Origin of the sequence: Psychrobacter sp. JCM 18900, from assembly GCF_904846625.1 — a bacterium.
Taxonomy (GTDB): domain Bacteria; phylum Pseudomonadota; class Gammaproteobacteria; order Pseudomonadales; family Moraxellaceae; genus Psychrobacter.
This window is the reverse complement of record NZ_CAJHBL010000003.1, coordinates 345,679-358,237: the sequence shown is the minus strand read 5'-3', so window position 1 is coordinate 358,237 and position 12,559 is coordinate 345,679. Positions and strand designations below refer to the sequence as shown.

Here is a 12,559-nt window from a genome sequence, read left to right as displayed (position 1 = left end):
ATTGACCTCCAATAACGGATTTACGAGGGCTAGCAACGACTTTTGCAAGAGATCTAGTATAAAATTATTTTTTTAAGGGATTTTAAAATTAAGCTCTTCTCTTAAAAAATTTAAATTATAAAACGAAACTAGTAACATAACTATCATGAGTAGAGTAAAAATAGTTGTGACAACAAAATACTCACTTGCTGATGATACACCTAAAGGATTATTGTAAACATACCAAGTTATTGCATACATAACGCCTGAGATTGAAGCACCGTTCCCAATTATTAAAGTTTTTACAATCGAATCTGAAAGTCTATTTTTATTCTCGGCTTCAGTATTTTTATATAGGTATATTTTTATTTTATAATATACACAATAGCAGGCATAAAATAACAAGGATAGCAATGTAATTATAGATATTCTACCAATAACATTGTTATTGATAGTGTAGTTAGCAATCCCACTAAGTGCTTCAATATTTTTAAGAAAACTAGTAGATACAACTGTAGTTGCAAATGAAATCATTGTCCAAAAAAAGTATAACTGTACTAATCCACTATCTCTATAAACATATTTGAAAGAGTTCATTCTAGTTCCTTTACAATTTATATGGCTTTTCAATGATAGCTCCTTTTGATATTTAAGGTGTTCTTCATAATCATATTTTTTTGTTAAATATTGTAAAATAGTTTTATATGACAAATAATACTTACGAGAATATGATGTTTTTCCTAGCCCTGATTGCAGCGGATATACTTGGTTGTTCACAGGGCTGCAGAGGATTAGCTAGAGGGGGTCATTCGAATGTTGGAACACCTCTAGCCTTAGCCACCGCCCCAGTGGACGACCAAGATAGTAGCGAAAAGCAGGATTAGCTCCCACACATTCAAAAACATCAAACCCTAAACACAAAAAAGGTGAGCATTACGCCCACCTTTTTTTATATCTACGATAATACTCTAAATCAACTTAGCCTATCTAAACCAAGCACGAGCGTTACGGAACATACGCATCCACGCGCCGTCCTCATCCCACTCTTCTGGTTTCCAGCTGTGGTTATACGCTTTTAGGTTACGCTCAGGATGCGGCATCATGATAGTGACGCGACCGTCGGTGCTACATAGACCCGTGACACCGCCGAGCGAACCGTTTGGATTGAGCGGATAGGTCTCGGTTGGATGGCCTTGGCTGTCGACATAACGCATCGCGAGCTGACCGTGGTTTGCCATACCGTCGATCTCGGTATTGTTCAGCGTGGCATAGCCTTCACCATGCGCCACTGCGATTGGCAAGATGCTGTCTTGCATACCTTTGAACAGGATCGACTTGGTACGCTCGATTTTCACATTGACCGTACGCGCTTCAAAACGCGCCGATTTGTTAGCGATGAAACGTGGGAAGTTTTCTGCACCTGGGATGAGGTCTTTTAACTGCGCCATCATCTGACAACCGTTACAGACACCTAGTGAGAAGGTATCAGGACGGGCAAAGAAGCGGACAAACTGCATGCGTAGCTCGTCATGGAACAAGATAGAGTTCGCCCAACCAGAGCCTGCGCCGAGTACATCACCATAACTAAAGCCACCACAAGCGACCAGTCCGTCGAAGTCACGTAGGTTGATACGGCCACTGAGTAGATCACTCATGTGTACATCGACCGCTTCAAAGCCCGCTTGGGTAAAGCCTGCTGCCATTTCTGTCTGACCATTGACACCTTGTTCGCGGAGGATTGCGACTCTTGGTTTGCTGTTATCAGAATCAGCACGACTGTTTACATACGGTTCTTCTACTTTTTGATTGAGATCAAAGTTTGGCGCAGCGATCAGACCTTGATGGCTCGCATCAGCGATTAAGTCATACTCTTGCTGTACGCACGCTGGGTTATCACGGCGACGAGCGATTTGATAGCTGACCTGAGTCCACGCTTGCTGCAATTCAGTACGGCTAAAGCGTAAAGTGTCATCACCCATGAGTGTTGGCGTTTGGATAAGTAAGCTGTCTTCTTCCGAGCTTTGACCCACGAGGCTCAGCATGTCAGCAACGTTCAACTCTTCTGCCAATTGCATTAAAGCCGCGACGTTTTCTGGCAATACTTGGATGACTGCACCCAGCTCTTCACTGAACAATTGACCGAGTAAGTTATCATCGGTCAATGACAGCTTGATACCCTGACGGCTAGTGAACTGCATCTCTGCGATAGTTGCCAGCAGACCACCATCACCGATATCGTGATAAGCGCTGATGACGCCTTGCTCATTACCCGCTTGGATAAAGTTAAAGAAGTCGATCAAATCACTTGGCTGCGCTAGATCTGGGCAATCGTTACCCAATTGGCTAAGCGTTTGCGCGAGGATTGAGCCACCTAGACGCAATTTGCCTTTAGACAAGTCAATGCGGTAAAACGCGCTATCGCCATTGATTAGCTCAGGGGTTAGTGTTTTTGCTACATCAACGACAGGAGCAAACGCAGTCACGACCAAACTCATTGGTGACACGACTGACTTATCTTGATTGGCGCCATTGTCGTTAGCATTGTCAGTCCAGTTAGCACGCATTGATAGCGAGTCTTTACCAACTGGGATAGCGATACCGAGTGCTGGGCATAGCTCTTCACCAACGGCATGCACCGCGTCGAACAATGCAGCATCTTCTACGTCATCACCACACGCGGCCATCCAGTTCGCTGACATCGTGATATCAGACAACTGAGCGATACGCGCACCAGCGATGTTGGTAATTGCTTCACCGACCGCTAGACGCGCCGAGGCTTTTGGACTAATAAGCGCAACAGGTGTACGCTCGCCGACACTCATGGCTTCGCCGCTCATCACCTGACCATCGAGTGCAATCAAGCCAGACGCCGTCACCGCACAATCTGATACAGGCACTTGATAGCGACCCACATACTGATCACGCACGACCATACCGGTGATAGAGCGGTCACCAATGCTGATTAAGAATGATTTGCTAGCGACAGTTGGGTGACGCAACACGTCTTTGATAGACTCAGCTAGATTGACATCACCAAGCTCTAATGCTGGTAACGTGCTCTCGGTACGCTCAAAGCTGCGTTGCATTTTTGGTGTACCGCCGAGCAGTACTTGCATCGGCATATCGACTGGTTGCTCGTCCAACAGTTCATCATCAACGATTAGCTGGCGGATATCCGTCGCCTCGCCCAAGATGGCATATGGGCAGCGCTCACGGGCACAGATGGCATCGAACTGATCTTTGCTCTCTGGGCGAATCGCTAGCACATAACGCTCTTGCGCTTCGTTTGACCAGATGGCCATTGGCGACATGCCAGCTTCTAACGATGGAATCTTACGCAAGTTCAGATGCGCGCCCATTTCATGGTCATTGACCAGCTCTGGCATCGCGTTAGACAGACCACCTGCCCCTACATCATGTAGTGAAACGATTGGGTTACCGTCTTTACTGTTATTACTTACATCGACATCATTACCAGCGAGGGCCCAGCAGCGATCAAGGACTTCTTGGCAACGACGCTCCATCTCAGCGTTATCGCGCTGAACTGAGGCAAAGTCTAAACCTTCATCAAGGTCACCACTATCGACCGAAGATGCGGCACCGCCGCCCAGACCGATTTGCATCGCAGGGCCACCAAGAACGATAAGCAAATCGCCTTTTTGGATTGCATTTTTTTCAATCAGATTGCGTTTGATATTGCCGTAACCACCTGCCAGCATAATTGGCTTATGATAGCCGCGCATCTCGCTACCGTCTTTTGCGGCAGAGGTATCTAGCTGAAAACTACGGAAGTAACCGCATAGATTTGGACGACCAAATTCGTTTGAAAAATTGGCACTGCCTAGTGGCGCTTCGGTCATGATCTCAAGGCTGGTTGCCATACGATCTGGCGTGCCATAATCCTGCGTGCTCAATTGACCTGACTGCTCCCACTTTTCGCTAAGCTCTGGGATATGCAGATGTGACACGTGGAATCCTGTTAGACCCGCTTTTGGCTTACCGCCACGGCCTGTCGCACCTTCGTCACGAATCTCACCGCCCGCACCTGTTGCCGCACCAGAATAAGGGGCAATCGCTGTTGGGTGGTTGTGCGTCTCAACTTTCATTAAGATATCGATGTTTTCTTGATGAAAGTCGTAAGGATGGATTGAATTGGCATCCATCGCGTCAGTCGGAATAGGATAAAAACGCATACCATCAGATCCTGCCATCACAGCGGCGTTGTCTTTATAGGCTGACAAGATACCTTGTGGGTTCGACTGGTACGTGTTTTTAATCATTTGGAACAGTGATTTTGGCTGTATTTCGCCATCGACTGTCCACTGAGCATTAAAGATCTTATGACGGCAATGCTCTGAGTTTGCCTGTGCAAACATCATCAGCTCAACGTCAGTCGGATTACGCTTTAGCTCATTGACATAGGCATTCATCAGATAGTCGATATCTTCACTTGATAACGCAAAGCCGAATTCTGTATTAGCTGATTCTAGCGCTGCCTGACCTTGTCCGATCACATCGATATGATTTAGTGATGCTGGCGCTTGATCATCAAACAATTTGCTGACATCGCTCAAGTCATAAACCAAGCTCTGAGTCATACGGTCAAACAATAACTGCTCAGCGTCTACTGGTAGTTTTTCGCCTGCGTCACCGTCTATTTTTTCATCGAGGGTTAACGTATAAACAACGACACGCTCAACGCGGTTGATCTCGATTTCACAGTTATTAAAGATATCTGTCGCTTTACTTGCCCATGGCGATATCGTACCAAAACGTGGCCCAACGATGACTTGTAGTTGGTTGTCTTGCGGTGCATTTAGCGTTGCTGATTGGTCAACAGCCAGTAAATCTAGCGCTTTTTCATGTTCATCACCAGATAACTCTCGTGATAGCACATACACTTGCTGGGTACTTATTTGACTGACATTTAGCTCGGTTTTTTGCTGAAACTGACTGATGAGTTGCTGCGTCTGAAAATCGGTAAGAAACGGTTGTCCGGCGATGGTCATCATAAAGGCATAATCCGTAAGATCAAGGCATCTCTGCCATGCTAAGTAAATGGTCTGGGTATTATAACAAGAAGACCTGTAATAAGCAGGTCTAAACCAAGATAAATTGCCGATAAGTTGCGTTCTATCGCGACTTACTATTTGCGAATCGATAATTCAAAAAAACTAAATCTCCAGCCATTTTTGACTAACCTATTGAAAAATAGAACGCTCAAATCTACGCTGTCACAATTTTTACCTAACCTTCATATTCCTTACAAACACTCACATCGCATTACTGGGAACCTATATAAATGTAGGGTGACAACTCGGTATTCTAGTCTCAGTTGTTAAGGCGACGATGACGTTTAACTTTTAGATCTATTTAATGGTTAGACATGCCTCGCCTAAAGAAAAATTACTATAAATAATCAACTGTTCAATTCGGCTAATTAAAACAATGCTATATAAGCCCAATTAAAACACTATAAAAAAGGAAATTTATTATGAGTAGACAAGACCATATCGATAAAGTACAAGAGCTGGTAAAAGAAGTAAAATTTGCCATGATGACCACTCGTACTCACGAAGGCCATTTACATGCCTGCCCAATGACCACTAGCGAGACGAGCATTGGCGCAAAAGAGATTTGGTTCATTGGTGATAAGACTACCGAAACCATCAAAGATATTGAAAAAGACCCACAAGTGAACTTGGCCTATGTCAGTCAAGATTCAAAAGATTATGTCTCAATTAACGGTAAAGCAGAATTGGTCGAAGACCAAGAGAAGTTAGACGAGCTATGGTCACCAATTTACAATGCGTTTTATGAGCAAGGTAAAGAAGATCCAAATGTCCAATTAATCAAAGTCGTCCCTCACGGTGCTGAATACTGGCTAAGCGGTAGCTCAGTAGTCAACATGTTTAAGATGACTACTGCTGCAGTAATGGACGGCAAAAAAGCGACTAACTTGGGTGAAAACAACTCAGTGACACTATAAGTTGTCTGATTTATAAGCAGTAAAAACAAAAACGCCAGTGGCTAATGCAACTGGCGTTTTTTATGTTCTAAATTTTATGCTGATTAATTTTGTCTGATGAAACTACCCACTTTGCTTTAAGTAAGGCCAAGCGGCTTTTAGATAAATCATCATCGACCACAAGGTAAGTATCACAGCGGCGACCATTAATACATAACCGATGGTTTCAAGCGACTGCCAGTTAAGCAGTAGTACGGTAATAGCTACCATCTGGAACGTGGTCTTTAATTTGCCAACATAAGATACTGCGACGCTGGTGCTCTTACCTAACTCCGCCATCCATTCACGTAACGCTGATACAGCGATCTCGCGCGAAATAATGACGATAGCCGCTATCGCCATTATGATATTGGGGTGCCACTGTACAAGAACGATGAGCGCTACAGCTACCATTAATTTGTCAGCGACAGGGTCCAAAAATCGACCAAAGGCTGACATAACATTTAGTTTACGAGCAAAATACCCATCGAGCCAATCGGTAATCGCGGCAATAATAAAGACGCCAGTTAATAATAAATGGCGCAACAAACTATCGCTAAACTCGCTCATCCCAACGCGCGCAATGACATTGTCTGAAATCGCAGGCATACCAATACCCATGGCTGGCGGCCAATAAGCAATCGCGACAAATAGCGGAATCATCAAGATACGCGCAATCGTAAGGTTGTTAGGCAAGTTAAAAATACTCTTGGTATTTTGCGAACTTGGCGGTTCTTCCTGCGTATGCAAATGCGTGCTGTCAGTCATGGCAAACCCAGTTTAATATGAACATAATAATGGCAGATAGCTTAGCATTTTTCGGACAAGGCGTCATGCCATCTCTGCAGCGATTAAGTTATCAAAGATATCAAGAGTGACTAGATGACCTGTTATCGACATAAGCTATTGAAATTATTGGCAGCCTTTATTAATGATTTCATCATAAAGCTCCGCTACTTACTCTAAATATCAGTGCTTCATACCAGTCTTTGCGTCTTTTGGATTTTTACAACGTAATATACTGTAACCAAAACCGCCAGACAGCACTCAATTGCGCTATCATAGCGACTGTACCAGAACACTTGTACACTTAAATCAGTAAATGTTAATAGGTAAATATCTCCACCTATTGTATTGATAATTATTACCCTTATAAATAACAGTAGCGAGCACCAATAATTATAACAACTCTTGACCACGGCCTGTGTAGCTAATACATGACCCGTTTTCCTCAGCCCACAGTACCTCCTCTGTGGGCCTTTTTTTGCTTACATTTTGTTAAATGCCGAGTTTTCGACTGTCCAAATATCGCCAAACATTAGCTTTAAAATAAGCCTCAGTTCTAAACAATGTAAAATAATGAGCATGGATATCACGCTTACTGCGTTTGCATGATTGCCTTAACAGTTTGCTGCGCTATTCGATAGCAGCTCTCAATATTACCTTTTGCACACCAGTCACCACTGACGATCCATTGCTTGGTTGCATCGATTAAGATGCCTAGCTCTTCAGTATCCTTATTTACGATAGTAGCTGCATAGCGCCAACGATGGCAGTCTATTTGGCTAGGTGCGCTAGCTTCGTTCCAGTTCAATGCTTGTTTTGCCGCCTGTAATAATTGTTCTTCGACTGACTCCATATCATCATCGACGTGGGCTTCTGACCAGTCATTACGTGCATGAATGGTGACACTTGGTAGTAGTTCACCATGGGCAGGCTTTTTATGCTCAATAAATATCCTATCGAGAATAGCGCTATTTAAATAAGCGACATCCCATTGCGGTGCTAACTTAACCCTTAATGTCTCAGGTAGCTTCTGTACATTATCCCAACCAAGCATTAGCGTATAGCAGGCTTGCATTTGCGGTTTAGTAATTTTTTCTTGTTGAGCAAAGCCGCTATCTGCCATTAGCTCTACTGCCTGACCATTTGGCGCTGTGCAGATCACCCAATCAAACAAACCAAGACTGGCGCCAGTTTCGTCAAATAGCTCAGTTTGCTTGTTGTTTTGATTAAAAGTTTGGATCTGATGCTGAGGCTGCTGCAGGTCTTGATGGTGCAAATACTGAGTGAGCGGTGCGACACGGGTCTTAAATACTATAGTCGTGTGCTTGAGCGCGGCGGCCAATTCACGGCCCCAACTGGTCATTTTCGGTGTGCTGATATAGCGTGCATGTACCGCGTCCCATTGTTCTTTGCTTTGGATATTAGGTGACTGACCATTTTCACTTGCTGGCGTTAACTTAATCACTTCAGCACACCACGGCTGTAGTAATCTGGTATCTAACCAAGGCGCAATAAACTGTTGAAAGTCAGCAGTTTTCGCAGTGAAAAACTGCGCGCCGAACGACCATTGCCAGTTTTTACCAGTCTCACTATCGCTGCGATAGCGGGTCGCTAAACGGCCTACACTACGTGATTTTTCAAAGATAGTGATTTGCGGGGTGTTAGATGGTGAACCTGTATAATTTGACGCGCGCTCTAATAGTGTTGCTGTGAGCAATCCAGTTAGGCCACCACCAATGATGGCGATTTTTGGGTCAGATAGAACAGTTGAGCACAAAGCATGATCAGTCATGATGACAGTAGACCTTATAAAGTATTTATGAGTCGCTACTATATTAATTAGTTAGCCTAGTAAGTACCGAGTAGCTCGTCAATTAATCCTCAATTAAAATGGTAGCGATGTTGTCTTGTTAGCATTATTGAACCTTTTAAATGCGCTAATATCAATATCGTCTACGTAAAAAAGCCATGCTATTCTCGATAACATGGCCTTTATTCAACTTTAATATACAAATATTAATGGCTAGTATTGAGTCACTATCCTTAACACTACAGGTTCGTTATAAGGCTGAATTACTCTCCACGGCCCGCTTTGACTTCTTCAACCAAGTCATTAATCACTGAGCTATCGGCAAGCGTAGACAGGTCGCCCAGTCCCACATATTGCCCTGCTGCAAGGTTACGCAAGATACGGCGCATGATTTTTCCTGAACGCGTTTTTGGTAGTGCATCAACCATATAAATGGCATCTAAAGTCGCAATTGGTCCAATCTCGGCACGCACATGACGTTTTAGTTCTGCTTTTAGATCGTCGGTCTTTTCTTCACCTGACTTTAGAATGATAAATGCACAGATACCTGTACCGCGTATCTCATGCGGCATACCGACAATCGCAGCTTCAGCAGTTGCAGGATGCGCAACCACGGCGCTCTCAATCTCTGCTGTGCCCAAGCGATGCCCTGCCACGTTGAGTACATCATCGACACGACCGGTAATCCAGTAATGCCCATCTTCATCACGTTGAGCGCCATCACCTGTGAAATAATGACCCGGATAATCGCTAAAGTAAGTCTTCAAAAAGCGTGGATGATCATTGTAGATAGTACGCATCTGCCCTGGCCAACCGCTACTGATCACCAAATTGCCTTCTGCAGGGCCTTCTAAAATCGCACCATCACTATCGACGACTTCTGGTTTTACCCCATATAGCGGTGTCATTGCCGCGCCCGGTTTGAGATCGACCGTACCTGGTATTGGCGCCATTAAGATACCACCAGTCTCGGTCTGCCACCATGTATCGACGATAGGACATTTACCATCGCCGACGACATTGTAGTACCAGTCCCACGCTTCTGGGTTGATTGGCTCACCGACCGAACCTAGCAAACGCAAACTAGAACGATCCGACTCTCGAACAAAGGCGTCGCCCTCTTTCATCATCGCGCGAATGGCTGTTGGGGCGGTATATAAAATAGTCACGTCATGCTTATCGATAATATGACCAATACGCGCCCATGTTGGGTGCTCTGGCACACCTTCGAACATTACCGTTGTCGTGCCATTGGCCAGTGGTGCATAGGTTGAGTACGTGTGGCCAGTAATCCAGCCCACATCTGCCGTACACCAGTAGACGTCATCTTCTTTGATATCAAACACATCACGGAACGTTGAGATAGCATAGGTGATATAGCCGCCTGTAGTATGCACTACACCTTTTGGCTTACCTGTCGAACCAGAAGTATATAATAAAAATAGCGGGTCTTCGGCGTTCATGACTTCAGGCTCGCAGATCTCTGATTGACCATCGACCAAATTGTGATACCACACATCACGGCGGCCACTCATCGGTATAGAGTTACCCGTACGATGAACGACGATGACTTTTTCGACACTCTCAGTACCATCCATATCGAGTGCATGATCGACATTGGCTTTGAGCGGTGTGTGCTTGCCGCCGCGTAAACCTTCATCAGCGGTAATAACAACTTTTGAGCGACTGTCTATCAAGCGATTACCCAGACTCTCGGCAGAAAAGCCACCAAACACCACTGAATGCACCGCGCCAATACGCGCACATGCCAGCATCGCTACCATGGCTTCCGGTATCATCGGCATATATAGCGTTACGCGGTCACCTTTTACAACGCCAAGCTTGCGCAATGAATTACCCAAGCGGCAAACAGCTTCATGCAACTCTTTAAAAGAAATGATTTTGTGCAATGAAGGGTGATCACCTTCCCAAATGATAGCAGGCTTGTATGGGTTTTCTTCGAGGTGACGGTCAAGACAGTTGACTGAAATGTTCAGCTCACCATCTTCAAACCATTTGATGCGAAAATCATCTAAGTCATAATTGACGTTACTGACTTTGGTCGGCTTTTTTATCCAGTCGATTAGCTCAGCACGTTTCGCCCAAAAAGCATCAATGGCTTCGGGTGATTCGATAGATTGCTGGTAGTCTGTAAGGTACTTATCAGGTGTGGTATTGGCAGCAGCCATAAACTCGGCTGAGATAGGAAATGATTTCTGAGTCATAGTGTTGGGTCCCTTTTAATTATTATGACCTACACGGATAAACGTCTATGACGCGCCCCATGTAAGCGATAAGAGTCATCTTCCATAATGTGTGACACTCATCGTTAGTTTGACAAATAAGCGTGACGGTTGCAAGACATCAAAAGCCAAACATAACAATTTCACTGTACATCTGTATGTTTAGGCACAAATAATTTAGTTGCTATAAGGGAACTGACTCATCACTCTAGTCAATTTCTATTGTCTATGACTTATGGCTTACTTTGTATTGAGAAGGGTTTTGGACTTATGAATAATCGTAAAACGCTTAAAATATAAATGAAATTATTGTCAAACCCAAAGCTTATAACCGACACAAGCCATACTTATGTATGGCTTGCTACTATCGAAAATCCACTAAACATCTAGGATGTGTTATTTAAGCTGCGTTACTGTTTTCCATTGACCATTTTGTACTTGCGACAAGTAGATATCATTAATCGCGACATGGCTCTCAGGCGTGATGGCAACTGTAGATCCTGTAACGCCATCGACAAAACTGACAGTCTCAAGACCCTTGTTGAAAGTGTCGGCATTTAAGTCAGGACCTGCTGCGGTTAGACCATCAACGGTTACTTTAGCGGCAAGATAACCAAGAATAGCACCCGCTGATACCTCTTCACCTGTGGCTTTTTCAAACTTCTCAACCCAAGCTTTAGTCTCAGGTTCATTCGCTCTTAGTGCCAAATCATTATAGTACGACACAGAGTATAGGCCTTCACTTGCGCCACCTGGTGCCGCTGCAACTGCAGGATGGAAACCAGTGACAGGAGCGATAAATTTCACGTCACTCCAGCCCATAGCGTTTGCTGTACCGACCGCTGTGATAGCACCGCGAATGGTTAGAGATAAGGCAATAAGCTCACATTTAGCATCTTTTAACTTGGCCATTGCCCCAGCAAAGTCTGTTTCATCAGGACGATGGGAGCTGGACTGAACTAAAGTGACGTTAGGATTGTTATCGCTGATATCCTTAGCCGCCTCATTGGTCTCTTCACCGTAGTCTGATGGGATGTACATGACACATAAATTGCTAACTTTGTTTTCGGCAATAAGATACTCCATGCCTAGCTTTATTGAATCATAATAGGTACTACCAGCGGTATAACGACGATTGAAATCCCCTTCTTCTTGCATAGCCCGAGCAAAAGTGAGCGGCATAATACTAGGAACATTGGCGCGATCCATAATAGGGAAACTCGCTAAGTTATGCGGTGTGCCAAGCGACATCAGCATGGCAAACACTTTATCGCGGCTGACCAGTTTATTCGCAGACTGTACGGCCTTTGGTACTTGATAAGAATGGTCCTCAACGATATAGCGAATCTTTCGACCATTGACACCGCCTGCCGCATTCACCTCATCAAAATACATATTGGCTGCGGCGACTGCAGGATTACCAAATCCAGCAAACGGACCCGATAAATCATTTGCACCGCCTAAGATAATCTCCGTATCGGTCACGCCTTGTACTGGCATATCACTTGTAGAAGTAGATGTAGATGTAGCAGCCTCAGTATCAGTGCCCGTCGCTGCGGTTGTTTCCGGATCACTACACCCTATTAAACCTATCGTACCGACCGTGAGTGCTAGTAGCGTGGTCTTGAATGTCCATTTCATTGCCTTTCTCCTTGCGACTCAGTCGCTGTTAGTTTAATGCTCTTGAGATTAATACTTTCGAGGTTGAGACGACTTCAAAAAAGCTGAACGGTG

Annotated in this window: 7 protein-coding genes; 1 reads left to right on the top strand and 6 read right to left on the bottom strand. The window is 44.6% G+C overall.

The features are described from left to right. Positions 1-72: 72 nt before the first annotated feature. Both JMX96_RS07105 and purL read right to left on the bottom strand, forming a co-directional pair. Positions 73-576 carry a hypothetical protein gene (locus tag JMX96_RS07105; protein WP_201568248.1) on the bottom strand — a complete coding sequence of 168 codons (504 nt, stop codon included), beginning with the start codon at positions 574-576 and terminating at the stop codon, positions 73-75. Positions 577-962: 386 nt separating this feature from the next. After that, the gene (gene purL / locus JMX96_RS07100; RefSeq protein WP_201568247.1) at positions 963-4,991 is read right to left on the bottom strand and encodes a phosphoribosylformylglycinamidine synthase; all 4,029 of its coding nucleotides are present in this window, start codon (positions 4,989-4,991) and stop codon (positions 963-965) included. 482 nt (positions 4,992-5,473) lie between these two features. On the opposite strand from purL, the gene JMX96_RS07095 reads away from it, so the two are divergent. Continuing rightward, positions 5,474-5,968, top strand: a complete 495-nt coding sequence (locus JMX96_RS07095) for a pyridoxamine 5'-phosphate oxidase family protein (protein ID WP_057758090.1) — start codon at positions 5,474-5,476, stop codon at positions 5,966-5,968. Positions 5,969-6,070: 102 nt separating this feature from the next. Here the strand turns inward: JMX96_RS07095 and pgsA are convergent, their stop codons facing one another. The 4 genes from pgsA to JMX96_RS07075 all read right to left on the bottom strand — a co-directional run bounded on the left by pgsA (position 6,071) and on the right by JMX96_RS07075 (position 12,466). Then, positions 6,071-6,754 (bottom strand): CDP-diacylglycerol--glycerol-3-phosphate 3-phosphatidyltransferase, encoded by a 684-nt coding sequence (gene pgsA, locus JMX96_RS07090; RefSeq protein WP_057758088.1) that lies wholly within the window; start codon positions 6,752-6,754, stop codon positions 6,071-6,073. 610 nt (positions 6,755-7,364) lie between these two features. Beyond that, complete coding sequence (locus JMX96_RS07085; RefSeq protein ID WP_201568246.1) at positions 7,365-8,564, bottom strand: NAD(P)/FAD-dependent oxidoreductase; 1,200 nt, start codon at positions 8,562-8,564, stop codon at positions 7,365-7,367. A 281-nt stretch (positions 8,565-8,845) separates the two neighbouring features. Next, positions 8,846-10,807: an acetate--CoA ligase gene (acs, locus tag JMX96_RS07080; protein WP_165597556.1), complete on the bottom strand. Its 1,962-nt coding sequence runs from the start codon at positions 10,805-10,807 to the stop codon at positions 8,846-8,848. Positions 10,808-11,221: 414 nt separating this feature from the next. Further along, positions 11,222-12,466, bottom strand: coding sequence for an ABC transporter substrate-binding protein (locus JMX96_RS07075; protein ID WP_201568245.1), 1,245 nt, complete (start codon positions 12,464-12,466; stop codon positions 11,222-11,224). Between the last annotated feature and the right edge of the window lie 93 nt (positions 12,467-12,559).

What these genes read in the sequence shown, in the direction of transcription:
- JMX96_RS07105 (WP_201568248.1), bottom strand. Translation starts at nt 576, where the DNA reads ATGAACTCTTTCAAATATGTTTATAGAGATAGTGGATTAGTACAGTTA.
- purL (WP_201568247.1), bottom strand. Translation starts at nt 4,991, where the DNA reads ATGATGACCATCGCCGGACAACCGTTTCTTACCGATTTTCAGACGCAG.
- JMX96_RS07095 (WP_057758090.1), top strand. Translation starts at nt 5,474, where the DNA reads ATGAGTAGACAAGACCATATCGATAAAGTACAAGAGCTGGTAAAAGAA.
- pgsA (WP_057758088.1), bottom strand. Translation starts at nt 6,754, where the DNA reads ATGACTGACAGCACGCATTTGCATACGCAGGAAGAACCGCCAAGTTCG.
- JMX96_RS07085 (WP_201568246.1), bottom strand. Translation starts at nt 8,564, where the DNA reads ATGACTGATCATGCTTTGTGCTCAACTGTTCTATCTGACCCAAAAATC.
- acs (WP_165597556.1), bottom strand. Translation starts at nt 10,807, where the DNA reads ATGACTCAGAAATCATTTCCTATCTCAGCCGAGTTTATGGCTGCTGCC.
- JMX96_RS07075 (WP_201568245.1), bottom strand. Translation starts at nt 12,466, where the DNA reads ATGAAATGGACATTCAAGACCACGCTACTAGCACTCACGGTCGGTACG.